The sequence below is a fragment of the Pelagimonas phthalicica genome, from assembly GCF_004364805.1.
GTDB lineage: Bacteria > Pseudomonadota > Alphaproteobacteria > Rhodobacterales > Rhodobacteraceae > Pelagimonas > Pelagimonas phthalicica.
Genome location: NZ_SOAP01000001.1, coordinates 1504603 through 1530313, shown reverse-complemented (window position 1 = coordinate 1530313; position 25711 = coordinate 1504603). Strand labels below are relative to the sequence as shown.

Below are 25711 nucleotides of genomic sequence, written 5' to 3'. Positions count from 1 at the left end.
GTTATGGCTTTGCGATATGTCCAGAAATGCTCATTATTGATAATGAAAGGCTCAATAATTTTAGTTTTGTCGATTTTTGGACATTGTTAGCTGCTTTGAATCAGCCCAAACCGCTGCCCAATTTGCGTATGTAATCACGCAGCAAATGGGCTGTGGCGCTCCCCCAGGCATCCCAATTCAAGCGCTCTTCGTATTCCTGACGCGACGACCGGCTCATGGCGGTATAGGTGCCGGGATTCTCCAGAAAATAACGAATGGCGTGATAAAACTGTTCAGAAGTCTTTGAAACCGGGAAGATGCGTCCATTGACGTTGTCCCGCACCAGATCCGCAAGGCTGGGAAAACAGAGAGTCGGCACACCAAAGGCTGATGCCTCGCACACGGGAAAGCCCAATCCGACAGCTGACGGGTGCAAGAGGAAATGCGACCGGCGCAAAATGTCCATAAAGGTCGCTTCTTCCTCTAGTTTGGACTTGTCCAGAAACGGATGCACGGTCACCCATTCGTTCACATGTTGATCAGGCGGGACGCAGCCAACGATGGTCAAATGCGCATCGATACCACTGGAACGCAGCAGTTGAAGGGTTTGAAAGCTCAAGGCTCCGCCGCTGTTATGCCAGTTTCGTGTGATCAAAAGCAGTTGCAGTGGATGATCATACGAAATGGTTTTGGGCTGAAACCCGGATGTTGGGTTGATATTTGCCCCCCATGGCACGACCTCGACCGATGCATCGCCCAATCGCAGGTTCCTGGCCGTTTTGTCCGACGGGACGATAAGGAAGTCAGAAGAGGCCAAAAGCCGCGATTTTCGGATCGAGCGCAAGACATCAATCAGGAACAGAACCGGCGCGTCCGCGAATCTGGCGGGCCCGTGGATACTGTTTGGACCTAATGCGTGGACGGTCAAGGGCGCGTGCCTTTCGAAGAGCGTGTTAGAAAGAGGCACTGTTGGCGCCAGAAAAGTAACGTCAAAGGGCGGTCTGCCTTCGTCGCTCTCGTCGATTTGGGGCTGGGGCGGCTCGGTGTTGTTCACGTTAAAAAAGGTGACGTGGCCCGCATGTGCCTCCAGCGCCTTGCGCATGAAAAACTCTGCCCCGCCAGAGTGATGCCAATCCAATGTCGGCGACGCCCCCAAAAAGGCAATATTCAAGTCTTTCGCTGCCATTTTGGCGCCCCAATTGGATTTCTTCCGCGGGTATTGTGGGGCATATTTGGGACGGAATTTGGGCAGAAGATATAAGGTTTTCAGCGACTTTCGCGACAATGCGGCGCGACTTCGTGTTTTGTTTCCAGCTTCACGATTTTGTACCAATGGTGTCGCGACTTGGCCTTGTGAGATTGATAGAGTGTTAGGAAATCTGCCCTTTTTCAGGGGTGCCTCACGGGACGATTCGCAAAAGATGCCCAACCCGATTGCCTTTCTGGCGCTGGCTGTTTTTCCGCTGGTGGTGGTTGCCCTGTATGGGCGGCTGCGGGCTGATCGTGCCTTGGTCTGGAGCTTGATGCTCGGCTATCTGTTCCTTCCCGAACCGCCCGCCGTTTTTGACCTTCCGCTGATGCCGCCGCTGAACAAGCATAACATTCCGGCGCTTATGGCATTTATGATCGCGCTTTGGCGCTATGGGTATGACGGGCCGATCCTGCCGCAAAACCTGGTTGGCAAGGTCTTGTTGCTGCTCTTTGTCTTTTCACCCGTCATCACCGTTTTCACCAACGAAGAGCCGATTTTCTTTGGGCAGGTCGGGGTCGAGGGGCATAATTTCAAACATGCGCTCGCCCTTCCGATTGAGCAATTCCTGCTGATCCTGCCATTCCTTATGGCGCGCCAGTTCCTTGCTGATGGTGGATCGCAGCGCGAGATCCTTTGGGCGTTGATGATCGGTGGTCTGGTCTATTCGCTGTTCATGCTGATCGAAATTCGCCTGTCCCCTCAGTTGAACCTCTGGGTCTACGGCTACTACCAGCACCTGTTTGGTCAATCGATCCGGGCTGGGGGCTATCGACCTGTGGTCTTCCTGTATCACGGGTTGTGGGTGGCGTTTTTCACCATGACGGCGGTTGTCTCTGCCTATGCGCTTTGGCGAAATTCCAAGGAAACGCGGTTCAAACTGCTGATGGCAGCGCTTTACCTGACCGGGATCATGGTTTTGGCCAAGTCGCTGGGGTCATTGCTGTTCATGGTGCTGCTGGTGCCTTTGGTGGTTCTGTTCAGCACTGGCGTGCAGGTACGGATTGCGATTGTGATCGGCTCGATCGCCTTGGCCTATCCAATACTCAAAGGTGCGGATCTGATTCCGCAAGACCAGTTGTTGGCACAGGCAGCCGCCATCGATCCGCAACGCGCTGGCAGTCTTGAGTTCCGGTTTGACAATGAGAACACGTTGTTAGAGCGCGCCTATCAAAAGCCGATTTTCGGATGGGGCAGTTTTGGGCGGAACCACATCCTTGATCCGGTGAACGGCAATATTCTGACGGTGACCGATGGGCGCTGGATCATTGTGATTGGTGTCTATGGTTGGGTCGGTTTCATTGCTGAATTCGGGCTTCTGCTTTTGCCACTGATCCTGCTTGGCAGGGAAATTGCGGCGCGGCGCGGCCAGGAGATTTCGCCCTATATCGGCCCATTGAGCCTGCTCTTGGCGATCAACGCGCTGGATATGCTGCCAAACGCGACCCTCACTCCGCTAACATGGTTGTTGGTCGGGGCCTTGACCGGATACGCAGAAAAACTGCGCGCCGAGCGGTTGAAAATCACAAAACATAGCACCGCCATGAAATGGCAATCGGTGATGTAACGAGGAAGAGAATGACAGGGAAACCCAAGGTTCTGCTGGTCGCGGATGAATGCAATCCGGAATGGCCCAGCCTGCCGATTGTCGGTTACAAATACGCGCTTGAGATTGCCAAACTGTGTGACGTCACTTTGGCCACCCATGTGCGCAACCGAGAAAACATAGAAAAGGCCGCGCCGACGGGGCTTGAGATTGTCTATATCGATAATGAATGGATCGCCTCGCCGATGTTCAAGCTCGCGCGCCTCATCCGGGGTGGTGAAGAGGTCGGTTGGTCCACTTCGATGATCTTCAACTACCTGCCTTATCTGGCCTTTGAACACGGCGTTTGGCAGCGGTTTAAATCGCAACTCAAAGTTGGTGAGTTTGACATCGTGCATCGTATCACGCCGATGTCGCCGACTTTGCCCAGTTGGCTGGCGCATAAGGTGCCGCAACCCTTTGTGATTGGTCCCTTGAACGGCAATCTCGACTGGCCCGCTGCCTTTGCCGCCGAGCAAGCGCGCGAAAAGGAAAAGCTGCGCCGCTTGCGGGATTTCTATAAATATCTGCCTTTTGCGCGCTCAACCTATGATGATGCCGCGGCTGTTCTCAGCGCGTTTTCCCACACCCGAGCGGATTTGCAGCGGGTTGAGGATGCGCGCATCGTTTCCTTCCCGGAGATCGGGTTTGATCCAGAGATTTTTCACGCCAAGGGGGCCAAGCCCGCCGGGCAGCGTAGCAGTGATGGCAAGATCCACTTTCTGTATGCCGGGCGGTTGGTGCCCTACAAATTGCCAGAATTGCCGCTGCATGCCTTTGCCAAATCTGACCTGCTGAAACAGCACCACCTGCACGTGGTTGGTGACGGGCCAGAGCGTGCGCGCATGCAAATGGTGATCGACGCACATGATCTGGGCGATTGTGTCACCATGCATGGTCGCAAGACCCAAGGCGAGGTCGCTGACATGATGCGCGAGGTTGATGTCTTTGTTTTCCCATCGATCCGCGAACTGGGGGCCGGTGTGGTCATCGAAAGTATGGCTTGCGGCAATCACGTTCTGGTGTCGGATTATGGTGCCCCCGGCGATCTGGCCGGGCAGGGGCGCGGGGCCTGCGTGCCTATGGCAGATTTTGACGGGCTGGTTGCCGGTTTCCGCGCTGAGATGGAGCATTGCGTGACCGATCCGTCGACCATGGGGGCGACAGCCGCGCGGGCGCAAGCCTATGCCGAACAGGGATACCCCTGGGCGAAGAAGGGTGAAAAAACCATGGAGGTCTATCGCGCGCTCTTGGATGGATTGCCATTGGCGGGGTTGGGATATTGAGCATTCCGAGTTTTCACACCGAACGCCTCCACGTGCGCCCTTGGGAGGTTGTCTTGACCGATCCCAAAACACGAGCGCGTTTTGGTCAGGCGGTCATGGAGATGCTGACAGATCCTGTTTTGGAGCATTTGCCAGAGGCCATGCGACCCGGCGCTGGCCCGTCGGCAGCCGAGGATTGGATCAAAGCACGCGAGGGCAGTACTCCCATCGCGTTGGTTGAAAACCAAGAGGCGCTGGTCGGCTTGCTTTTCCTGTTTCATCCCAAGGATGCCCCGGCAGGTACCCCGCTTCACCTTGGCTATGTCTTTGGCGAAGAGGCCTGGGGCAAGGGATTTGCCAGCGAGTTGGTTGCGGGGCTGATGAATGAACTCGACAAAGGACCGGAACAAATGTTGCAAGCCGGGGTTTTACCCGGCAATCCGGCCTCTGCCCGTGTTTTAGAGAAATCCGGGTTTCGCCTGAATGACGCTCTCAGCGATGAAACGATCCTGATTTTTAATCGAACCGTCGGCGCAACTCTTTAACCCTCTGAAATCACCCGCGCTGGGATACCTGCGACGGTTGCACCGGCAGGCACGTCTTTTGTAACCACCGCATTAGCGCCAATCACCGCGTGATCCCCAACGCTCAAGGGGCCAATCAGCTTGGCCCCGGCTCCGACATCCACATGCCCGCCCAACGTCACAGGGCCGGCCAAAGTCACCTGATGAAAAATCATGCAATTTGGTCCGATCTTGCTGTCGGGGTGGATGATGATGCCCGTGGGGTGCGTCAGGCGCAGGCCACCGCCGATTTTTGTGTTCAGGTGCAGTTCGGACTGGCAAATTGTGGACCAGAACAGGTGGTTTAGCACCCAGTATTTCGACGCAATCTTACCCAACACGCCGCCCCGCGCCTGCGCCGCCTGATAGCGCCGTACCGCGCGGATCATCTTTTTCCCTGGCTCCCAGAACCGTTCGATCTGTTCACGTGACCAATCTGGTTCAGTGGCGGAAATGTCTTTTTCCTGCATTTTCTGGACCCTGCCCGTGAATTCGCCAAATTCCTGCCCCAGATTTGAGCCATCCTTGAGGATATGGCAACACTAACCCGTCACCCTGCGCCCGAATCCCCGCCGCAAAGGGCAAGATCCCGGAGAATCCGGAAGGACTGTTGATGAGCACGAACTGTCACACGGGGAGAAACCCCAAATGACGCATGGCACCCATTCCCTCCCTTATCGCAGTGATATTGACGGGCTGCGTGCCTTTGCCGTTTTGTCGGTGGTCCTTTACCATTTCGGCCTGCCTTTGAAGGGCGGGTTTGTTGGCGTGGACGTGTTTTTCGTCATTTCTGGGTTTTTGATCGGTGGGCTGTTGTGGCGTGAATATGATTCCGCCGGCCGCATCTGGCTGATGAATTTCTACGTGCGCCGTTTTCGTCGCCTCGCCCCGGCATTTTTCACCATGGTGCTGGTGACCGGGGCCTTTGCCTGGGTCATTTTGCTGCCCTTTGAATTCCGAGAATTTGGAAAATCTGGGATTGCCGCCACGGTCTATTTGTCCAACGTGCTATTCTACCGCCAAGCGGGGTATTTTGATGCGGCGTCCGAGGAAAAACCGCTGCTACACACATGGTCGCTTGCGGTTGAAGAGCAGTTTTACATCTTCCTACCGCTTTTGATCCTGCTTCTTGGTCGGTCGCGTCGGATGCTTCTGATTGCTTTGATCGGCTGCTGGCTCTTGTCTATTGCTGCCTGCATCCTGATGACGCCATCGCGCCCAATGGCGGCGTTTTACCTGTTCCCCTTCCGCGCCTGGGAGATGCTGACAGGCGTGTTGCTGGCGATTTGGGGATATGAATCTGATCGTGATTGGCGTGGCTATGCGGTGCTCAGCTGGCTCGGGGCTGCCCTGCTGGTGGTATCGGTGCTGTTCATTCCGGCAGGGCCGTTATTTCCTGGCATTCTGGCTTTGGTCCCGGTGATTGGCACCGCGTTGCTGCTGGCCAATGGCACCGGGCGCAACCAGATCAACAAGCTGTTGTGCCACCCGGTTGCGGTGTTCTTTGGCCTGATTTCCTATTCGCTCTACCTGTGGCACTGGCCTGTCTACACGCTCAGCACCTATTTGCGCGGTCATCATGCCAACCTAGTAGAGTCCGCGCTTTGGATGATTTTGTCGGTTGCTTTGGCCTGGCTGTCCTGGAAATTCGTCGAAACGCCTGTTCGTCAGGCGCGCCGGTTGCAGGGCGGTGTTGTTCTGGGCGGTATGGCAGTTGCGTCTTTGGCTGTTTTGGCAGGCGCGGGTTGGATCTTTAAATCCGATGGCGTGCCATCCCGGTTTGGTCCCAATGCCCTACCCCATATCGCTGCGACTGGCGATTTTCTTCAGGATTTCAGCCGATGCTACATCGCTGACACCCTGCCTTTGGATGGGTTAGAGGTCTGCCCAATCGGCCCCGATGGTCCGGCCAAAGTGTTGGTCTGGGGTGACAGCCATGTACGTGCCTTTAAGGAAGGGTTGGATTTGGCCGCGCATGAGGCAGGCGTTCCAGGGCTGATCATTTGGCGGGCCGGTTGCCCACCGCTATTTGGGTTGCGCAAGGTAGAAAGCGCGGCCACCCCGGCGCAAAACACCGCTTGTACGCAGGCCAACCTGCAAATCCGGCAAAGCTTTTCACGGCTCGGCTCCTTGGACTCCGTTCTGCTGATCGGGCGCTGGGCCTATTACGTGTCGGGCTCTGGAACAGGACTGGATGCGCATAACACGATCGATATTTACCCGACCGAAGGGGCGGATCTTTTGGCCTTGTCGCAACCGCAATTGGTTTCGAATGCGGCACGAGAGACGGTCGGTGTTCTGCAAGAGCATTTTGATCAGATTCATGTGTTGCGCCAGCCACCAGAGATCGCAGATTACGACGCCCGCCTTGCCGCGCGCGAGCAAGCGCATTTGGGCCTGCCCTTGGCCGCAACACAAAAGACTGAATTTGAGATGTCGCGCGGTGCTCTGACGATGCGGGCCGCCATGGCAGATGCCCCATGGACGCAGCTGGTTGAGGCTGGGGGGATTAACTGGCTCGATCCCTGGTCGCGCTTTTGCAATGCGGATACATGCAGCGCCTTGCATCAGGGTGTCGGGCAGTATTTTGACAACAACCACATCACCAATTCCGCGGCTTTGCGGGTCCGCGATCTCTTTGCACCGATCTTTGCCTCGATCACGCGCCAATCCGCTTTGATCCAAGGTGCGGATTGATGCCAGACACGACCCCAGAATGGGACGTTATCGTCATCGGAACCGGCATGGGCGGCGGAACAGTGGGGCGAGCCCTCGCCGTGGCCGGGCAAAAGGTGCTTTTTCTGGAGCAAGGGCAAGCCGGGTATCGCAGCGAAGTAAACGGGTTGTCCGAGACATTTGTTCCCGAAGCGCGCCTGAAACGAGGGCTATGGCCCACCCCGTTATCCGTCACGTTGAATGGCAAAGAACAATCCTTTTACGCGCCGCTTGGTGCGGGGGTTGGCGGGTCGTCGGTGTTCTACGCCGCGACGCTGGAACGACCAGAGCGGCATGATTTGGATGACCTATCTGACAGGCCGCACCCGACAGGTGGCTGGCCCTTAAGGTTTGATGATATGGCCCCTTGGTTTGCCCGGGCTGCAGAGATGTTTCAGGTCTATGGATCGCCTGATGATCTCTCAGCTGAGATACCCATTCCACTGCGCGATCCGCCGCTGCTTAACCCTGTGGAGGACTCGCTGTTTCAAACTCTACGCGCGGCGGGGCTGCACCCTTATCATGCGCATACGGGCCTGAAACGGGTCGCTGATTGTCAGACCTGTCTGGGCGTGAAGTGCCCAAAAACCTGCAAGATGGATGGTCGATCCGCTGGGGTTGAGCCTGCTCTGGCAACTGGCATGGCCAGGCTGATCACAGGGGCGCAGGTTACCCGATTGCATGAGGTTGAGGGGCGGATCACGGCCGCAGAATGCCTGATCAATGGCGAAACCCAAACTTTTCACGCGAAACGCTTTGTCCTGGCAGGTGGTGCGCTGGGCTCGCCGCGCTTGCTTTTGGCCTCGGCCAACGCGGCGTTTCCGAACGGGTTGGCAAACCGATCCGGCCAGGTTGGACGCAATCTGATGTTCCACCTGAACGAGATGTTTGCCCTTTGGCCCCAGCGCGGCACGCCGGGTGGCGACGCGACCAAGGCAATATCCATGCGCGATCTCTATTTCCAGAATGGAAGACGGTTCGGCACCATCCAGGCGATGGGCATTCGCGCCTCTTATGGCGAGATCGTGCATTACCTGAACCTCATGCTGGCCCGTTCGCGATTTGCGAAAATCCCGGGATTGTCGCAGCTCACCCGCATTCCGGCGGCCATGGCGCATAAGCTGTTTGGTCAAGCGCAAATCTTTGTCGGTCTGATGGAGGATTTGCCCTATGCAGAAAACCGCGTTCTCTATGATCCGCAAAACCCGGACAAACTGGCCATCAGCTATGATTTTCACCCCGAGCTATTGCAGCGCAGGCGTAGCTTTCGCAAAGCGATTTGGCGGTCTATGCGCGGCCATCGCCGGGCGTTTTTGGGCTTTACGCCCGAGCTGAATTACGGCCATCCCTGTGGAACATTACGGTTTGGCGATGATCCGGCGGCGTCGGTCCTAAATGCCGATTGCCGCGCGCATGACTTGCAAAACCTGTGGGTCGCGGATGCCAGTTTCATGCCGACCTCAATGGGGGTGAATCCAAGCCTGACCATCGCCGCCAATGCCCTGCGGGTTGCGGATGCCATTAAAAAGGAAAGCGCATGAGTTTTCTGACCCCAAAAGACGGGTTTGCGATTGTCACCGGCGCGGGCTCTGGCCTTGGGCGGGCCATGGCGCGCGAGTTGGTGGAGGCAGGTTTCACGGTCGCCGGAACCGGGCGCCGGGTTGATGCGTTGCATGAGACACGCACCTTGTTGGGGGATGGGTTCCTGCCTTGCCCGATAGATGTGTCGGATGCCCAGGCTGTTGCGCAAGGCGTTGACCAATTGGTTGCCGATTACGGGCCGCTTGCCATCCTGATCAACAATGCTGCCGTTTACCCGCGCCGCGATTTTCTGGACGAAACACCAGAGAGTTTTGCGCAGACCATGCAGATCAATCTGGGTGGCGTTGCGAATTGCAGCCATGCCGCCCTGCGCCACATGGCCCCAACCGGGCGCGGGCGCATCCTGAATGTTGCGACCTTTGCCGACATTGCGCCCTTGCCCTGCAGTTCGGCCTATTCCGTGTCCAAAGGGGCGGCACGCATCCTCACGCGGGCTTTGATTGCTGATTTTGGAGATCGTTTGCCGGGCATCGTCATCAGCGATTGGATGCCTGGGATGTTACAGACCGAGATGGGCATTCCTGACGGCATCCCCCCCGAGCAATCGGCGAAATGGGGGGCCAAACTGGCGCAGATGTGCGACCCGGATTTGACCGGAACGATTTTCGAAATGGACCGAGAGGTTTTGCCGCCGCGTGGGGTAAAAGGCAAAATCAAGGATGCCATGCTGTTGCGGCGGGCCAAGCCGCGTCAGCTTTGATCTTGGCCCCGAAACCGCAACCAAAGCGCGCGGATCACGTGACCCGGTAGGATCAGCATGCATTTCAGGTAACGCATGGCTAGCCGTTTGGGGTTGGACATCATGCGCCACAGCCATTCGATCTGCAATTTGCGTGCCCATTGCGGGGCGCGTTTCTGCGTACCCGCAAAGAAATCCAGCCCAGCCCCGATGGAGACAAAGCCGACCTCCGGAGTTTTCCTGCGCCCAAGTGCGGCGAATTCCTCTTGGCGGGGGGCTCCCATGGCGACAAAACACATGCGGGCCCCGGAATCGGCGATCTTGGCCAGAATCTCTTCGGCCTCAGCCCCTTTGGGGTCAAACCCCATGGGCGGAGCAATGCAGCAGACAATTTCGATGTCTCGCACTTCGCGTTCGAGATAGGCAGTCGCGGCGGCCAAAACAGGTTCGGTCGACCCTACCAGCGCAACGCCAACCCCTTGTTTGGCGGCCAGCCTTGCCAGCGGCAAAATGGCTTCGGAGCCTGGGATAAGCGACACAGGCCGCCCCGCCAAATGCGACAGCCACACAATCGGATTGCCATCTGCGCAGACAAAATCCTGCGCGGCATAGGCCGCCTGAAATTCGGTCGATTCAGCCAGTTTCACCAGATGGTCAAGGTTGATCGTTGCCAGGGCGAACCCCTTGCGCTGGGCCAGACGCTCGGTTACCCGCGCCTCTAGAACGGCCCAATTGGGCACGTTCACATCAATATCCCGACCGTTGAATTCAAATTGCATGGCAGCCACTTTCCGATGAGGCAGAGATAACCTGCTTTGCCGTCATGAAAAGTGCTAAATCAGCAACATGGCGATGAAATTATGCCCATGTGATGCCGCACCGCCGCATTTCTCGGACTTGGCCCGCTTATGCCGAATTCTGGCCATGTTTCTATGATTATGTCACACAGGAAAGAAAGGTGGGGATCAAACGCGTGTTGACCGGTATGTGCCGAAATATCCCGCTAAGTGGGGTGTGTTCATGACCAATCAGGTGTGCCTGTTGGGCTGCGGTTTTGTGGCGGATCTTTACATGCGGTCTTTGCAAGTCATGCCGAGGATCAAGGTTGCGGGTGTTTACGACCTAAACCCGGACCGTCTCAAAACATTTTGTGAGTTCTGGAAAGTCCCCGCCAAAGCGTCATTTGACGCGCTGCTGGCAGACGCGCCAAATGCGATCATTTTGAACCTGACCAACCCCTCTGCGCATTTTGAAACCACCAAAGCCTGTCTTGACGCCGGGCGGCATGTTTATTCCGAAAAGCCGCTGGCGATGACGGTTGAGGATGCCAAAACCCTGTACGATTTGGCGCAAGCCAAAGGGGTGATGCTAGCCTCGGCTCCGTGTTCGTCTTTGGGCGAGGCGGCGCAGACCTTGGGCCATGCTTTGCGCAATAATGTCGCCGGAACGCCACGCGCGATTTATGCCGAGCTCGATGATGGGTTCATCCCACAGGCGGCCTATAAGAAATGGCTGTCTGAATCCGGTGCTCCTTGGCCCTATGAAGATGAGTTTCGTGTCGGCTGCACGCTGGAACACGCAGGTTATTACCTTGGCTGGCTGATATCCTGGTTTGGACCGGTGCGCACCGTTGTGGCGGCCAGCGCCGAAACCATCCCGAACAAAGAGGGCGCAGGGCCCTTTGCGCCGGACCTGTCTGTCGCGACTTTGTTCTTTGAAAACGGGCCGGTGACACGGCTGACCTGTTCGATCACCGCCCCGCATGATCATTCCATCCGCATCGTTGGTGACAAGGGCGTCTTGGCCTGCAGGGCGGCCTGGGACAATGCGGCCAAGGTTACCTATGCCAAGCGGATGACCATTCGCCGTCGCCTGTTGGAAAACCCTTTTCCGCGTCGCGTCAAACTGGGCCAGCCCACTCACCCAAAGGTCGCGCGCTGGGGCGCGGCGGCGATGAATTTCATGCTTGGCCCGGCTGAGATGTTTGACGCATTGGCCGCCGACCGCCCCTGCCGCCTATCAAACGAATTTGCCCTTCACATGACCGAAGTCACGCTGGCTATTCAGAACGCGGGCGAACACAGTGGTGCGCAGAAAATGACCACAACCTGCCAAGCGATGGAGCCGATGACATGGGCGCAGTGAAACGCATCATGATCACCGGAGCCAACGGTTTCGTTGGCCGGGCCGCCGTCAGAGAGGCGCGCGCGCAGGGGCTGGACGTGATTGCCCTATACCGGCGCAACCCGCTGCCTGAATGGGCCGACGATCCGGCAATCTTTTCGCAGCAGGCGGATCTGTCTGATCCAGAAAGCGCCTATCTCTTGCGCGACATCACCCAGGATGTGCAGACCGTGATCCATGCCGCGGCCCATCTGGGGGATGATCCTGCCCGCCATGCCGAAGATACCTTGCGCGCCACAGAAACCGTTTTGACAACGCTGAGCGGGACCGAGGCGACCTTGGTTCTGGTCAGTTCGATTGCGGTCTATGACACCATGGCATTGCAACCCGGGGATCAAGTGACCGAGACGTCGCCGCTCGAAAGCCCTGACAAAGCGCGCGATGCTTATGCCGAGGCGAAACTGCGCCAGGAAGAGTTGTGCACTGAATCCGGCCACCCCCTGTGGATCATGCGACCCGGGGCGGTTTATGGACCGTCGCGCAGCTGGCACGCTTTGCTCGGCTTCTGGGCGTCCAAATTCCACGTTCAGATCAACTCTGAGGGGCAGTTGCCTTTGGTGCATGTGGACCATTTGGCCAAATCCTTGGTCGCGGCTGCCTTGGCGGAACCGCCGGGCATTTTGGCCCTGAATGTGGTGGATGATGATCTGCCCACCCGCGCGCGTTTCTTGGCCGCGCATCGCAAGCTGTTTGGCTGGCCAAAGCTGACTGTGCCGATCCGATTTGGGTTGTGGCTGTCTTTGGCCCGGCTCATGTCACGCTGGCAAGATCGTTTGCCGGGGCTGCTGCGTGAACCTGTTTTGCGCGCCCGAGTGATGCCGCTGGATTATCCCAATGTGGCGTTACGATCGGCCCTTGGTGGTGCGGATGAGGCGTCATTCGAGGTCATGTTGGCCAAATGCAAGGAAGGTGAGGCATGACTCGCTTGAAACTCGCCTATTTGACCGGGGAATATCCGCGCGCCTCTGACACATTTATCCAACGCGAAGTCGCTGCTTTGCGCAAATTGGGGCACGAGGTCGAAACCTGTTCCATCCGCACGACCGGGCCCGAGCATTTGGTCGGCCCCGAACAACGCGAGGAACACGCCCGCACCTTCAAGGTATTGGCCGCTGCGAAATCGCCAATGCGTCTGCTGCGCGCCCATTGGCGATGGATGCGTAACCCTGCGCGTTATGGCAAGGCGTTGGGCCTGGCGTGGCGTACCGCGCCCAAAGGCATCAAGGGGCGGCTTTATAACCTCATCTACTTCCTCGAAGCAGGTGTTTTGGCGGCCCATCTTCAGGATCAGGGTGTGCAACACCTGCACAATCATATCGCCAAGGCCTCTTGCACAGTGGCGATGTTAAGCGAAGCTTTGTCCGGCATTCCCTATAGCTTCACCATTCACGGCCCGGATATCTTTTTTGAGCCAAACCACTGGCGGATTGACGAAAAGGCGGCGCGCGCCAAGTTTGTTGCCTGTATCAGCGATTTCTGCCGTTCGCAGCTGATGTGTTTTGCCAAACAATCGGATTGGGAAAAGCTGCATATCGTCCATTGTGGCGTTGAACCCGAGCGGTATGGCAGAACCTGGCATTCAGGGCAGCGCATGTTGTTTGTCGGTCGATTGGCTGGGGTCAAAGGCGTGCCGATCCTGCTGCAAACTTTGGGCGAGCTGCAAAAGGACATGCCCGACCTGTCTCTCAGGCTTATTGGCGACGGACCCGAGCGGGCTTCGTTGGAACAAATGTCCAAGGAATTGGGCGTTTCAGACCGCTTAGAATTCCTTGGCTACAAGAACCAAACCGAAGTCGCTGAGGCGTTGTTAGAAACGGATTTGTTCGTTCTGCCTAGCTTTGCAGAAGGTGTCCCTGTTGTTCTGATGGAGGCCATGGCGTCCGGTGTTCCGGTGATAACCACGCAAATCGCCGGGATATCGGAATTGGTCACGCATGGTGAATCCGGTTGGCTGGTGCCTCCGGGCGACGTGCCGTCCTTGGCGGCCGCGATCCGGCGCGGCTTTGAAGATCCGCCTGAAAGACAAGCGATGGGCGAAGTTGGTCGCGAAACCGTTGAGGCGCAGTTTAACAGCGATAAAGAGGCGGCTTGGCTCTCGCACCTGATCACCAGTTATGCGAACGGAAAGCCTGCGCCAGGTAAACGACCGGAGCCAGGCGAATGACTCCGGTTGATGTGGTTTTGATTGGCCGCAATGAAGGCGCGCGGCTTGTCGCGGCTTTGGCTTCGGTTCAGGGGCAGGCGCGTCAGGTCGTCTATGTGGATAGCGGATCGGCCGATGACAGCATCGCTGAGGCGCGCAAGGTCGGGGCTAAGGTTGTGGAACTTGATATGTCCACGCCTTTCACCGCCGCCCGTGCCCGCAATGCCGGGTTTGACGCGCTGGATGACCCGCAGTTGGTGATGTTCATTGATGGCGATTGCACACTGGTTGATGGGTTCATCGAGGCTGGGCGCGCGCATTTGGCCGACAATCCAAAGACCGGAATGGTGACCGGTTGGCGTTCGGAAATTCATCGCGATGCCAGTCTTTACAACCAGTTATGCGATTGGGAATGGCACCGTCCTGCGGGTGTCATTGACGCTTGTGGCGGTGACATGCTGGTCCGGGCCGAGGCTTGGGCCGGGGTCGATGGCATGAACCCGACCGTGATCGCCGCCGAAGATGACGAATTTTGCACGCGCCTGCGCAAGGCTGGCTGGGTGTTGGAACGTATCCAGGTGGATATGACCCGCCATGACGCCAATATGCTGACATTCGCTTCTTGGTGGAAGCGCGCCGTGCGCACCGGGCATGGCTTTGCCCAGGTTGGTTACCTGCACCCGGAATACTTCAGGAAAGAACGCAAACGCGTGCTGGTCTATGGGCTGGTACTGCCGCTGATCATCCTTCTCAGCACGCAAATCGCCTGGTGGCTGCCCATCCTTCTGGTCACGGTTTACGAGCTGAACTATCTGCGCACCGCCCAGGGTTTGATCCGCGACGGGCTGCCCAGCCAAGAGGCCTGGCGGCACGCGGGCCTGCTCACCTTATCCAAATTTCCAAATCTTATCGGTATGGCCAAGTTTCACCTGCGCCGGATGCGCGGCGACGAAATGCGCCTGATTGAATACAAGTAGAGGGTCCCTGATGACTTCCCTGTCCCAAGAAATTCGCGTCGGTCTGATCGGGGCCGGGTATATCGCAACTTGGCATGCTGATGCCTTAAAGGCGACGCCCGGTGTCACCGTGGCCGCCGTGTGCGACCTGAACGAAAGCGCGGCGCGCGGGCTGGCTGACGGGTATGGGGCCAAGGCCTTTACCTCGGTGGAGGATCTCATCGCCGCCGGGTGCTGCGATGCTGTCCATATCCTGACACCGCCGCACCTGCACGAGGCGATTGCCATTCAATGCCTCAATGGCGGTTTGCACGTTCTGGTGGAAAAACCTGTGGCCGAAAGCGCAGATGCCACCCGTGCCATTCAGGCTGCGGCTAAAGCGTCGGGCATGGTGTTTCATGCGGGCCACAACTTCCTTGGCTTGCCATCCTATTCCCGGATGAAATCTGCCATGCAGGCCGGTGAATACGGCGTCGTTTCCGCGGCTGAAATCACCTGGGCCCTGCCTTTGGCACCGTTGCGGTCTGGCCCCTATAACCTGTGGCTTTTGCGTGAGCCGCGCAATCTGCTGCTAGAGCTCGGGCCGCATCTGATGGCCTTTGCCCATGACCTTTTTGGCGAGATCGACGTGCTTTATGCCGAAGCCTCGAAACCGGTGATGCTACCCGGTGATGATCCGCGCCCGCAGGGGTTCCGCATCTTGGCCCGCGCTGGCCATGTCGATTTGACCTTTACCATCTCGATGGTGGAAACGGTTGATGACCGCTCGGTCACCCTGCGCGGTTCCTCGGCCCGGGCGCGATTGGATTTTGCTCAGGATGTGCTGGTGGTCGAACGCGAAAACGCCTCGGACCTTGTGGTGAACCCGCTGCGCAGGCAGCTTGACCTTGCGGGTCAACACCTGTGGCAAGGGACCAAAAACGCGGCCATTCAACTGAAGTCGCTCAACACCAAAAACCCCTATGGGCAAAGCTTTCGCGGTATGGATACAGCGATTTATGGTGCACTTGCGCAAGGTCGCAAAGCGCCGGCTTGGGGCGGTGACGCGGCGGTTGCTGTCATGCAAGCGCTGGATGATGCTTTGGCCCTGTTGCCTGCCGAAACCCTGGCTGTCAAAGCGCCCGCCGTCCAAACCCGCAAGCCCAAGCCAACGGCCATGGTCATCGGCGGGACCGGGTTTATTGGGCGCGAACTGACCCGCCGCCTCGTGGCGGATGGCCGCGATGTCCGTGTCCTGTCGCGTGGTAAAACCGGCCCCTTCCCAGACCTGCCCGACAATGTGGAAACGATTGGTGTGTCTTTGCATGACCTGGACGGTTTGACCGAAGCGATGAAGGGGATCGACGTCGTCTTTAACCTGGCCAAGGCATTGGAGACCACATGGGCCGATTGTCTGATCAACGATGTTGGCGTCGCGACCCGGATCGGCATGGCCTGCGAAAAGGCGGGTGTGAAACGGTTGGTCTATACCGGAACCATCGCCAGCTACGACATGTCCAACCCCAATGGCGTGATCACCGAAAGCACGCCATTCCCTGAGGATATGACGGATCGCAACCTTTATGCGCGCTCCAAAGCTGAATGCGAACGCCAGTTGATGGCACTGCACAAGGAACGCGGATTGCCTTTGGTCATCGCGCGACCTGGCATTGTGGTGGGGGCGGGTGGCCCGCTCCAGCATTGGGGGATTGGCCGCTGGCACGGCGCTGGCGCGGTTCGGATTTGGGGCCATGGCAACAACATCCTGCCTTTCGTGTTGAATGAGGATATTGCCGATGGTCTTGTGCGCATGATCGATGCTCCAGTGGAAGGGCAGAGCTTTAACCTTGTCGGGGAACCCATGCTCAGCGCGCGCGGTTATTTTGAGGCGATCCATCAGGCATTGGGTGCGAAGATCCGGGTGAGTTCTGGCAATCTGACGGCGTTTTATGCCAGCGACGCAGTGAAATATGTGCTCAAGAAACATGCATTGCGCCGCAAGGGCGTCATTCGGCCATCGCTTGCCGATTGGAAAAGCCGCGCGCATTTCACACCGTTTGACAATACCCGCACCAAAACGGCCCTTAACTGGCAGCCCGAGGCTGATAAGGCCGCCTTTATTGAAAAAGCCATCACCAAGGCCAACCTTATAGGATGCTAGGCCTTGATGCGCCGTTTCGTAAACAATCCCCGCAAATCTGACTTATTCTAGCCAGATTTTGCTGGTCTAAACGGCGATTGAGTAGAAGGCCTTCGCCAGATTGGGCCAATTGAGTCGGAGTTGAGCAGTCACATGAGACAGGTCGCAAGGATCGTCATTCATGCCGGACGGGGCTATATTACTGCCTCGGGCTGCCTTTCGATGAGGCGCGGAGCATGAACGAAATGGATAATCGTAAATTCCGCCGCAAATACAAATCTGTTGATGCAACCGCTGAGCAAGCGGCCGAAGAGGTGCTCCGTCAAGAGGAGTTGCGGGCCGCTGCGGCTGAGGCCAAAGCAGCGGCCCAAAAGGCCGCTTTGGAAGCGCAGCGGCGGGAAGTTGCCAAACGTGCCGCTGCAGAACGGGCGCGTCAGCAGGCCGAAGCTGAACAGCGTGCCCGCGAAGAGGCGGAGAAAACTGCTGCGGAAGCCAAGCGATTGGCCGCTCTGGAAGCGCAGAAAATGGCTGCAGAAGAGGCGCGCCAAAAGGCTTTTGCCGAGGAACGCGCCCGCGAAGCCGAGCGCGTGAAAGCAGCTGAGCAAGCCGAGAAAGACCGCCAGCGGGTGGAAGCTGAGAAGCGCCGCCAGGCTGAGATCGAAGCCCAAAGGCAAGCGGAACTGGCCGCACGCGAAAAGGCAGAGGCTGTGCGTCGCGCCGAGGAGGCGCGCCAAATAGCTGAAGCCGAGGAGGCGCGCCAAAAAGCGGAAGCCGAGGAGGCACGCAAGAAAGCGGACGCGGAGAAAAAGCGCCTGGCCGAAGAGCAGGCAGCGTTGCGGGCTGAAAAGGAAGCGCGCCAGCGCGCTGAGGCCGAGAAACGCGCTCAGGAACGTGAGGCCGCGCGCAAAGCAGAAGAGCAAGCGCGTCGCGAAAAGGCCCGTCTGGAAGAGGCGCGCAAGGAAAAGGAACGTCTGGCCGCAGAAAAAGCTGCTGCGGAACAGGCCAAGCGCGAGGCCGAAGCACAGCGCAAAGCGCAAGAAGAACGCGCCGCCGCCGAAGCGCAGCGACAGGCCCAAGAACAAGCCCGTCAGGAACAAGAGCGTCTTGCCGCCGAGAAAGCCGCTCAAGAACAGCGCGACGCATTGGCCGCACAGCAAGCTGCGGACGCCGCGAAAACACCTTGGGATCGTGTTCCGGAATTCACCCTGAACGCCGCCCATTTGGCGCGCAATCGGATCATCACGGCAGAGCGTGAAGATCCGGCGCACACGGCCTTTGACGTCTTGCGCACACGCTTGTTGCAGGCGCTGTCGGACAATGGATGGAGCCGAGTGGCCATCACCTCGCCAACCAAAGATTGTGGCAAGACCTTTACCGCTGCCAACTTGGCCATCAGCCTTTCACGTCAGGAAAACTGTCGCACGCTTTTGCTGGATTGCGATATGCGGCGGCCCAGTTTGCACAGTGTCATGGGGGTGCAAAATCCCGGCTCAGTCGGTGAAATGCTTCGCGGCAACGTCGCGCCCGAGGACCATCTGATGCGTCTGGGTCAGAACGCAATTCATGCCGGTCGAAACATTGCTTTTGGGTTCAACAAAGCGATTGAACCCTATGCGTCGGAATTGCTGCAAGATCCGCGCACGGCTGAAACTTTGGACAGGATCGAGGCCGAGCTTGAGCCTGATGTCATGCTCTTCGATTTGCCGCCGGCCTTGTATTACGACGATGTCATCGCTTTCCGTCCCTTGTTCGATGGGGTGTTGTTGGTCGTCGGTGGCGGCACAACGACTGAGAAAGAAATCAAAGAAGTTGAGCGCCGTTTGGGTGAAACGACGCCCTTGCTTGGCATGGTGTTGAACAAGGCCGAGAATACGGAAATCAGCAAATACCGTTACTGATCAAAGGTTTTGGGGCATGTCGTGATTACTCGCAGGCCCTATAGCCTTTGTGCAGTTCAACCGCGCGCGGTCCGTTGCATGATGCGGTCAATAAATTCGCCAACCGCTGGGACGCGAGACCCCAAGAACTGAACCCCAGCCCAAAGCGCGGCCAACCCAGCAGCCAGAAATCCGAAGATTTTCAGGCCCCGCCCACCATGAGTCTTGCGGGCCGAGACATGCGGGATGGATACGACTGGTTGGATACCAAGCGCGCGTTCCAGTTGGGCCGCGCTGCGGATAGCTGGGTTCAACAGCTCGATCACAAAGGCAACGGCAACGCCAAAGATGAGCGCCGCCACCCCACCCATGATCGCGGTTTTCTTTCGCGAGCGCGAAACCGGGTATTCCGGTTCCAATGCGGTTTCCAAAACCTCATAACGGTCTGTCTGCTGGCGATCCTCCAACATCTGCCCAAGCTCAGCTTCGGCCTTGCGGCGCGTGATGACGGAGTATTGCTCTTGCAATTGGGTCATTTGGCGTTCGAGGTTGTTCAGCGTCCGCTCAACCTCGGGGCCAGCGGCCAGTTGCCGTTGGATCTGGGCAATGCGCTCCACAACCAGCAGCTTTTGCTCTTGGAGCAAGCCGATCTGGCGGTCCTTGACCTCTTCGCGTTGACGGTTCGATGTCCCTTGCAACGTCAGAATCTGCTGATCCAGATCCAGCTCACTCTCGCGCAGAGTGACCAACTGGCCGCGCAGGTCCACTTGACCAGCTGGCAACGCTTCGGAATTCTTGCTTTTGAAATCAGCAAGTTCCGCTTCCAAGGTCTCAATCTCGGACTTTACCCGCGCCTCTTCAGTGGCAAAGAATTCCAGCGTGTCGCGAGCACGGCCCACACTGCGGTCGCGAGATTGATCGATCACCGAATACATCAATTCGTTCGCCAGATCGGCGGCCTTTTTTGGATTGTCCAACCTGACGGTGATCAACAACCCTGACGGTACGTTGGCTCCGGGCGCAAACGGTTGCGCATTGTTGATGATCTGCGCGATATTGGCCGCCTCGCGCATCATGAAGATCCGCTCATTCATGGCAAGCGTTGGATCATCGGAAAACAGGTTATGTTTTTCCATGATCCGCACAAGGTTGTCCCGAGCCATGAGGCGTTGTTCGATCAGGCGCACGCGGTGGGCGGCGTCTTCGGCTTGGGCGGTGGCACCGGCCAGTTGATCGGGCACGCGGGCATCTTCGATTTGGACAACAGCGGTTGCCTCGTAGATTTTAACCTGGCTCAGGGCAAAATAGAGCGAGAGCATGCAGCCAACAAAGGTGATGGCCAAAATGACATAGGCACGTCGGCGCAGCGCCGAAAGAACTTCGTCGAACGATTGGAACTGGTTCATTTACCTACTCCCGCAAAGTGGCCCCCAATGCGTTCGAAAGCTGAGGAATCACTTAGAGTTCCATCAACTTCGTCACATAGAATAGCAAACTTGCCTAAATTTTGCCACGACTCACCGGCGTTCAATTGGAAACACTGCGTTCGTGGATTTGAACCTGAGGCCATAATTGATGCTCTCTTGACGCACATAGCGCCCGTCAATGCGCGGGAAGCGCACAAAGGGACAGGATCATACCGTCGCAGATCCATTGCTGGACAGTGAGGTCGCCAAGCGCCGTTTGCGGAAGGGCCAATGCCTCCTGATCCTGGGTAAACTGAACCCGTCCAGTTGCCAGATCGACGGTCAGCGCCTCAAAATCAAACAAGGTGCGGTACCGGGCGTAATGCGCTTTGAAGGCCGCCTCTTTGGCCGAGAATATCCGCTTGGGCAGTTTCACCTGTTCTGCGACTGGCACGTTTGCAAGGTCTTCGTCCCGGCAAAGATCGGCAACCAAGTCAGGATCCATTGCGACATCGGGTTCTAGATCCAGCCCGAGCCCGTCATAGCGACCTGATTGGGCAACCACGGCCATGCAGATGTCATCGGCATGGGTGATGCTGCCAATCAACCCGTCCGGCCAAGCTGGCGCGCGATCTTCTGTCATGGGAATGGCTGCTGGATGAAACCCAAGGGCCCACATCGCCTTGCGCGCAGCGATCCGGCCCCCGGTAAACTCGGCGCGCCGGATGGGGATGGCATGGGCGATGGCCTGCTGTTCCTCTGGAAACAGTTGATTGGGATCGTCCATGGGTTCGGACATGGCCCAGGCCAATCCCAAAGGTAAATCCGATCTTGCAAGGAGGGTGCGAAGGCTTTCTGCCTCGGTGCTCATCATGATCAAGCTCGTCGTTTTGCACGCATCTCACGCCGCCGCGCCATGGCATCTGACCGGCTTTGTGCGCGTTCATTGGTGGCGGTTTTGGGTTGACTGTCCGCTGTCGCCGGAGCGCTGGTGCCCTCCATCTTTGACGCGACACAAGCGACCAAATCGGACAACACCGGAAAGCGGAAGATGTCGGTGATCGATAGGGATTTCACACCAAACTCTTCGCGGATGGCACGATGCGCCTGTACCGCCAAAAGCGAATGCCCGCCGAGATCGAAAAAGCTGTCCCGCGCGGTAAAGCCCTGCACGCCCAGGATATTGGTCCAGATCAGGGAAATACCCTGTTCAATTGCGGCCAGATCACCCGCTGTGGCGTTAGGCACCGAAACCGGTTGTGGCGCGACTTCTTTTTGCACAACAGGCGCGACTTTGGCGGCCTGAGGTTTAGGAAGCGCCTTGCGGTTCACCTTCTTGTTCGGGGTCAGCGGGAACGCCTCCAGCTGCATAAAGCGCCCCGGCACCATAAAGCTGGGCAGGCTGGCGGCCATATGGGTTTTCAGCCCTGCTTCATCTTGACGTTCGCCGGTGTAATAACCAACCAGGCGAATGTCGCCGGGCGTGTCTTCGCGCGCGGCCACAACCGCTTGGGTCACGCCAGCAACGCTTTCCAACACGCTTTCGATTTCTCCCAGCTCAATTCGGAAACCACGCAGTTTGATCTGGTGATCCACCCGCCCGACAAAGTCGATTTTGCCATCGGCGCGGCGACGCACCAGATCACCGGTGCTGTACATACGCCCCGTATGGAAGGGGTTGGCGACAAATTTTTCAGCGGTCAGCTCGGGGCGGTTCCAATAGCCGCGGGTCACCCCGTCACCACCAATCCACAATTCGCCGTCCTGGCCAACGCCAACCGGTTCGCCGTTTTCATCCAGCACATAAAGCTGCTGATTCACCAGCGGCTTGCCGATATTGACGACAGTATCGCCGGGTTGAGCGACCTCGACCGAGGACCAAATGGTCGTTTCGGTTGGCCCATACATATTGGTGATTTTTGCGTCGGTAATCTCGGCAAATTCTTTAACCAAGGCACCGGGCAGGGGCTCTCCGCCGAGGAACAGGTTTTGCACATGACCAAGGGCAAAACGCGCCTCATCATTCATGGCAATCATCCGCGCCATTGAAGGGGTGCATTGCAGATGCGTCACGTCATGGCGCACGATTTGCGCAGCGATCGAAAAATCATCTTCGGCCAATTCCGGAGCTTTTTGCGCTGCTTGCACAACCCGAGCCAGCGGTTTGAGCCCCTCAAGCACCACGTCGCGATCAATGCCGTAATCCACCAGACAGGCAATTTCGGTCACACCGATCCGCTTAAGCTGCTCGGTGCGAGCAAGCGCGTCCTCAACCGTGCCAAACAGCCCGCTATCGTTGAAATAACGCTCAAAAGCGAAATCAAGGATCGCATCCAGATCTTCGGCCTCAAGATCGCCCAATTGCAGATCAAAGGCGTTGTTCACCCCTTCGGGGCGTTTGAAGGCCGGGAAGGCCCAAGCGTATTGTTTGATCAACCCGGCGGCGGAATTGAGATAATCGCGCATCGGCTGGCGCGCGGTTTCGCGGGCCTCATCACGGGTCTCGGCAATATAGGTGTGCAGCATCAACGAGACGCTGAAATCCTTGGGGTCGTGCCCGGCATTGCGCAGCTCGTCGTGATAGATCTTGATCTTATCCGCGACCTCGTCAATCGACTGGCCCAGCAGGTGAGTCAGCACGTTGCAGCCCAAGCGACCCGCCTCGCGCCAAGTCTCCGGATTGCCTGCGATGGTGACCCAAATCGGCAGCTCCTTGGTCACGGGACGGGGCTGCGTGACGACCTCGTGCATCGACCCATCTGCCTTTGGGAAAGCCACAGGTTCGCCGCGCCACAAGCGGCGGATCTGGTCGATGTTTTCAACCATCGCCTTCTTGTTGTTCGGGGGCGCATTTTCCGGGCGCAGGACAAAGTCATCCGGCTGCCAACCGCTGGCAATCGCCAGCCCGGCACGGCCATTGGTGAGATTGTCGATGACTGACCATTCTTCGGCGATACGGGCCGGGTGGTGCAGCGGGGCGACGACAGAACCGGATCGCACCCCGATATTCTGCGTAACCGCCGCCACAGCGGCCCCGGTTACAGAGGGGTTTGGATAAGGGCCACCAAAGGCGTGGAAATGACGTTCGGGCGTCCAAACCGCGCAAAACCCGTTTTGGTCGGCAAATTTCGCGCCCTCAAGCAGCATCTTGTATTTGTCTCGACCAACGCCATCATCATTGCCCCAGTAATAGATGGAAAACTCCATCGCGGCGTCAGACATGGGCATCGGTCCTTTTGAGATCAGCCCACGATCTTCATCCGAGGTTAGCACGGTTTTGAAACCGCGCGCGGTGGTCCAGAACAGTTCCAGCACCGAGATGTCAAAGCTGAGGCTGGTCACCGCCAGCCAAGTCCCGCCAAGCGGGATGTGCTGATCCATCCCGGCATAGAAGTTGATCACATTGCGATGCTCGATCATCACGCCCTTGGGCGTTCCGGTCGAGCCGCTGGTGTAGATGAGATAGGCAAGATCTTTTGGACCGCTTGTATCTGCCAGATTGTCCGGCGAAGCGGCGGCAAGTTTCGGCTCAGCGTCGAGCACCAGGATCTGTGCCGAGTTCTGCGGCAGGTTCGCCTCCATCGCCGCCTGCGTTACGATAACCTTGGCATCGCTGTCCTGAACAAAATGCTGAAGGCGATCCGCCGGATAGCTTGGATCCATCGGCAGATACGCCCCGCCAGCCTTGAGGATCGCCAAACCGCCGACCAACAGGTCAACCGAGCGCGAACAGCACAGGCCGACAATCTGGCCCGGCGCGACACCCATGTCTTGCAGGATATGCGCGGCCCGGTTGGCGCGGGCGTTCAAATCGGCATAAGTCAGCGATTGGTTCTCAAAAACCAGTGCGGTGGCGTTGGGGGTTTTGGCAACTTGCGCCTCAAACGCCCGATGCATGGTCAGGGCGCGATCATACTCCGCGCTATTGGTGTTCCAATCGTTCAGGACCATGTCCCGTTCCGCTTGCGGCAGGGCTTGCTGCAATTCCAGGCGCGCGATCAGCAATTCCACCATCGCGGCCGAGATTTTGCCGCTGTCATAGGTCAGTTGGCCAACCTCGGCGTTTACGGTGATGGCGGTTCCGTTGATATGGCCCAGCGAAGACAGGCCAAGATGCGGCATCTGCGGCCAGTCCAGCTCGGGCGCGCGGGCGAATAGGTCGGTCGCAAACCCGGCCTTGATGGCCAGATCTGGAGACCCGCTTTCCAGTCGCAAAGGCACCCAGCCCGCGACCAGGCCGGTTTCGGCTTGGCCACGAATGGCAGCATTGCTGTAGGCGATATCAACCGAAGTCCCTGCGGACAGGTTTTGCACCCACTCCGCCACCTGAGCCAACCCGTTGCTCAGGCTGACTGACCGCGTTTCGATTTTCCCGCTGTCAGTGGCAACTCCGCCCAGTTCCAGAGGCGTGAAATTTGCAAAGCGGTTGCGCCAGTACTGATCACGGCTGGCAATCTGCTTGATGGCGGCATCCACACCGGCGAAATCGCCAGCAACCGGCAACACGTCTCCCTCAAGCGCGACGACAACGGGTGCCACGGGCGTGCCGCAAATGCGGGTGATGTCTTGCAACTCAATCGCACCATTACCGCAGGCCACGGTCAGGTGATCCGCTGTCTCTTTCAGCACCGTGCCCGGCGCACCTTGGCCGTCGACAATACGCGCACTGGTGGCGAGCCAGATTTGATCCTTGGCCCGGAATTTTGGCGCGGCGAGCGGGTTCCAATAGGGGCCGTGATCCAAGGCGCGCACGAGACGCGCCAATTCTTCAGCAGGGCGCGAGAAATCCAGCAACCCATAGCCAGACGGGCGGTCCGCCAAAGCGTGATAGCTGCGCAGCGACAGATCCTGTTTGGTCCGGTTCAACTGACCGGCCTCAAGCTGATCCAGTAGGGCAGGGAAGCTGGCAATCGCTGCCTCATAGGCTTTGGTGTTCAGGGTCAAGGCCGTGTCACTGGCGCTGATATCAAAGCTGCGGGACACCAGCACGTCACCCTCATCAACGCCGCCTTCGATCATGTGCCACGAGATGCCGTGCTGCGTTTCACCCTGCATCAAGGCCCAAACCGGCGCGTTCAAACCGGCATGGCGGGGCAAGGGGCCATCATGAAAGTTGATCGCCCCCTTTGCGGGCAGGGCGAGTACGTCTTCAGGAATAATGTCGAGATTGGCGATGGACAGCAAATAGTCCGTTGCAACACCGGTCAGGCGTGCAGCAAGGTCCGAACCCGGTGCTTCGACCCGAAGTCCGGCCCCACGCGCCCAATCCGCAACACCGTCATTGCGCGTTACCACCGCTGCAACCGTGTTCCCCCGATCCAGCGCCGCCTGGGCGCATTGCACCAAAAGCGATTCATTGCCGATCACAATGCAGGAGAACTGGGTCATT

The 25711-nt window shown here is 57.9% G+C and carries 18 protein-coding genes; 12 read left to right on the top strand and 6 right to left on the bottom strand.

What is annotated here, in order from left to right; translation table 11 throughout:
• Positions 1-100: 100 nt before the first annotated feature.
• Positions 101-1165, bottom strand: coding sequence for a glycosyltransferase family 4 protein (locus tag CLV87_RS07560; protein ID WP_133840720.1), 1065 nt, complete (start codon positions 1163-1165; stop codon positions 101-103).
• A 235-nt stretch (positions 1166-1400) separates the two neighbouring features.
• Between CLV87_RS07560 and CLV87_RS07555 the strand changes: the two genes are divergently transcribed.
• From CLV87_RS07555 to CLV87_RS07545, 3 genes are read left to right on the top strand one after another with little or no spacing between them, the layout of a single operon-like run.
• Complete coding sequence (locus CLV87_RS07555; protein WP_099242279.1) at positions 1401-2795, top strand: hypothetical protein; 1395 nt, start codon at positions 1401-1403, stop codon at positions 2793-2795.
• A gap of 11 nt (positions 2796-2806) precedes the next feature.
• Positions 2807-4099, top strand: coding sequence for a glycosyltransferase family 4 protein (locus tag CLV87_RS07550; RefSeq protein WP_235871865.1), 1293 nt, complete (start codon positions 2807-2809; stop codon positions 4097-4099).
• A gap of 53 nt (positions 4100-4152) precedes the next feature.
• Positions 4153-4623 (top strand): GNAT family N-acetyltransferase, encoded by a 471-nt coding sequence (locus CLV87_RS07545; RefSeq protein WP_133840719.1) that lies wholly within the window; start codon positions 4153-4155, stop codon positions 4621-4623.
• Here the strand turns inward: CLV87_RS07545 and CLV87_RS07540 are convergent.
• Positions 4620-5111, bottom strand: a complete 492-nt coding sequence (locus tag CLV87_RS07540; protein WP_099242284.1) for a serine O-acetyltransferase — start codon at positions 5109-5111, stop codon at positions 4620-4622. The genes CLV87_RS07545 and CLV87_RS07540 overlap by 4 nt on opposite strands.
• Before the next feature lie 178 nt (positions 5112-5289).
• Between CLV87_RS07540 and CLV87_RS07535 the strand changes: the two genes are divergently transcribed.
• From CLV87_RS07535 to CLV87_RS07525, 3 genes are read left to right on the top strand one after another with little or no spacing between them, the layout of a single operon-like run.
• Positions 5290-7338, top strand: a complete 2049-nt coding sequence (locus CLV87_RS07535; RefSeq protein WP_099242286.1) for an acyltransferase family protein — start codon at positions 5290-5292, stop codon at positions 7336-7338.
• Positions 7338-8897 carry a GMC oxidoreductase gene (locus tag CLV87_RS07530; protein WP_099242288.1) on the top strand — a complete coding sequence of 520 codons (1560 nt, stop codon included), beginning with the start codon at positions 7338-7340 and terminating at the stop codon, positions 8895-8897. Before CLV87_RS07535 ends, CLV87_RS07530 begins: the two co-directional genes overlap by 1 nt.
• Positions 8894-9658 carry an SDR family oxidoreductase gene (locus CLV87_RS07525; RefSeq protein ID WP_099242290.1) on the top strand — a complete coding sequence of 255 codons (765 nt, stop codon included), beginning with the start codon at positions 8894-8896 and terminating at the stop codon, positions 9656-9658. Before CLV87_RS07530 ends, CLV87_RS07525 begins: the two co-directional genes overlap by 4 nt.
• On the opposite strand, the gene CLV87_RS07520 is transcribed toward CLV87_RS07525, so the two are convergent.
• The gene (locus CLV87_RS07520) at positions 9649-10416 is read right to left on the bottom strand and encodes a WecB/TagA/CpsF family glycosyltransferase (RefSeq protein ID WP_099242292.1); all 768 of its coding nucleotides are present in this window, start codon (positions 10414-10416) and stop codon (positions 9649-9651) included. The genes CLV87_RS07525 and CLV87_RS07520 overlap by 10 nt on opposite strands.
• 241 nt (positions 10417-10657) lie before the next feature.
• On the opposite strand from CLV87_RS07520, the gene CLV87_RS07515 reads away from it, so the two are divergent.
• The 6 genes from CLV87_RS07515 to CLV87_RS07490 all read left to right on the top strand — a co-directional run bounded on the left by CLV87_RS07515 (position 10658) and on the right by CLV87_RS07490 (position 18937).
• Positions 10658-11782, top strand: coding sequence for a Gfo/Idh/MocA family protein (locus CLV87_RS07515; protein WP_099242294.1), 1125 nt, complete (start codon positions 10658-10660; stop codon positions 11780-11782).
• Positions 11770-12741, top strand: a complete 972-nt coding sequence (locus CLV87_RS07510) for an NAD-dependent epimerase/dehydratase family protein (RefSeq protein WP_099242296.1) — start codon at positions 11770-11772, stop codon at positions 12739-12741. The genes CLV87_RS07515 and CLV87_RS07510 overlap by 13 nt, the downstream gene beginning before the upstream one ends.
• Positions 12738-13985: a glycosyltransferase gene (locus tag CLV87_RS07505; protein ID WP_099242298.1), complete on the top strand. Its 1248-nt coding sequence runs from the start codon at positions 12738-12740 to the stop codon at positions 13983-13985. Before CLV87_RS07510 ends, CLV87_RS07505 begins: the two co-directional genes overlap by 4 nt.
• Positions 13982-14941 (top strand): glycosyltransferase, encoded by a 960-nt coding sequence (locus CLV87_RS07500; protein WP_099242299.1) that lies wholly within the window; start codon positions 13982-13984, stop codon positions 14939-14941. The genes CLV87_RS07505 and CLV87_RS07500 overlap by 4 nt, the downstream gene beginning before the upstream one ends.
• A gap of 10 nt (positions 14942-14951) precedes the next feature.
• Positions 14952-17060, top strand: coding sequence for an NAD-dependent epimerase/dehydratase family protein (locus CLV87_RS07495; protein WP_235871864.1), 2109 nt, complete (start codon positions 14952-14954; stop codon positions 17058-17060).
• Between the two features lie 215 nt (positions 17061-17275).
• The gene (locus CLV87_RS07490; protein ID WP_235871863.1) at positions 17276-18937 is read left to right on the top strand and encodes a CpsD/CapB family tyrosine-protein kinase; all 1662 of its coding nucleotides are present in this window, start codon (positions 17276-17278) and stop codon (positions 18935-18937) included.
• Positions 18938-18993: 56 nt separating this feature from the next.
• Here the strand turns inward: CLV87_RS07490 and CLV87_RS07485 are convergent, their stop codons facing one another.
• From CLV87_RS07485 to CLV87_RS07475, 3 genes are all read right to left on the bottom strand, one after another.
• Entirely contained in the window at positions 18994-20322 is a 1329-nt protein-coding gene (locus tag CLV87_RS07485; protein ID WP_099242301.1) for a GumC family protein, read from the bottom strand.
• A gap of 196 nt (positions 20323-20518) precedes the next feature.
• On the bottom strand, positions 20519-21196 hold the full coding sequence (locus CLV87_RS07480) for a 4'-phosphopantetheinyl transferase family protein (RefSeq protein ID WP_099242303.1): 678 nt from the start codon (positions 21194-21196) through the stop codon (positions 20519-20521).
• Positions 21197-21198: 2 nt separating this feature from the next.
• Positions 21199-25710 (bottom strand): MupA/Atu3671 family FMN-dependent luciferase-like monooxygenase, encoded by a 4512-nt coding sequence (locus tag CLV87_RS07475; protein WP_099242305.1) that lies wholly within the window; start codon positions 25708-25710, stop codon positions 21199-21201.
• Position 25711 lies beyond the last annotated feature (1 nt).

What these genes read in the sequence shown, in the direction of transcription:
- CLV87_RS07550 (WP_235871865.1), top strand. Translation starts at nt 2,807, where the DNA reads ATGACAGGGAAACCCAAGGTTCTGCTGGTCGCGGATGAATGCAATCCG.
- CLV87_RS07525 (WP_099242290.1), top strand. Translation starts at nt 8,894, where the DNA reads ATGAGTTTTCTGACCCCAAAAGACGGGTTTGCGATTGTCACCGGCGCG.
- CLV87_RS07515 (WP_099242294.1), top strand. Translation starts at nt 10,658, where the DNA reads ATGACCAATCAGGTGTGCCTGTTGGGCTGCGGTTTTGTGGCGGATCTT.
- CLV87_RS07495 (WP_235871864.1), top strand. Translation starts at nt 14,952, where the DNA reads ATGACTTCCCTGTCCCAAGAAATTCGCGTCGGTCTGATCGGGGCCGGG.
- CLV87_RS07540 (WP_099242284.1), bottom strand. Translation starts at nt 5,111, where the DNA reads ATGCAGGAAAAAGACATTTCCGCCACTGAACCAGATTGGTCACGTGAA.
- CLV87_RS07535 (WP_099242286.1), top strand. Translation starts at nt 5,290, where the DNA reads ATGACGCATGGCACCCATTCCCTCCCTTATCGCAGTGATATTGACGGG.
- CLV87_RS07485 (WP_099242301.1), bottom strand. Translation starts at nt 20,322, where the DNA reads ATGAACCAGTTCCAATCGTTCGACGAAGTTCTTTCGGCGCTGCGCCGA.
- CLV87_RS07520 (WP_099242292.1), bottom strand. Translation starts at nt 10,416, where the DNA reads ATGCAATTTGAATTCAACGGTCGGGATATTGATGTGAACGTGCCCAAT.
- CLV87_RS07500 (WP_099242299.1), top strand. Translation starts at nt 13,982, where the DNA reads ATGACTCCGGTTGATGTGGTTTTGATTGGCCGCAATGAAGGCGCGCGG.
- CLV87_RS07555 (WP_099242279.1), top strand. Translation starts at nt 1,401, where the DNA reads ATGCCCAACCCGATTGCCTTTCTGGCGCTGGCTGTTTTTCCGCTGGTG.
- CLV87_RS07530 (WP_099242288.1), top strand. Translation starts at nt 7,338, where the DNA reads ATGCCAGACACGACCCCAGAATGGGACGTTATCGTCATCGGAACCGGC.
- CLV87_RS07480 (WP_099242303.1), bottom strand. Translation starts at nt 21,196, where the DNA reads ATGATGAGCACCGAGGCAGAAAGCCTTCGCACCCTCCTTGCAAGATCG.
- CLV87_RS07505 (WP_099242298.1), top strand. Translation starts at nt 12,738, where the DNA reads ATGACTCGCTTGAAACTCGCCTATTTGACCGGGGAATATCCGCGCGCC.
- CLV87_RS07560 (WP_133840720.1), bottom strand. Translation starts at nt 1,165, where the DNA reads ATGGCAGCGAAAGACTTGAATATTGCCTTTTTGGGGGCGTCGCCGACA.
- CLV87_RS07475 (WP_099242305.1), bottom strand. Translation starts at nt 25,710, where the DNA reads ATGACCCAGTTCTCCTGCATTGTGATCGGCAATGAATCGCTTTTGGTG.
- CLV87_RS07490 (WP_235871863.1), top strand. Translation starts at nt 17,276, where the DNA reads ATGAACGAAATGGATAATCGTAAATTCCGCCGCAAATACAAATCTGTT.
- CLV87_RS07510 (WP_099242296.1), top strand. Translation starts at nt 11,770, where the DNA reads ATGGGCGCAGTGAAACGCATCATGATCACCGGAGCCAACGGTTTCGTT.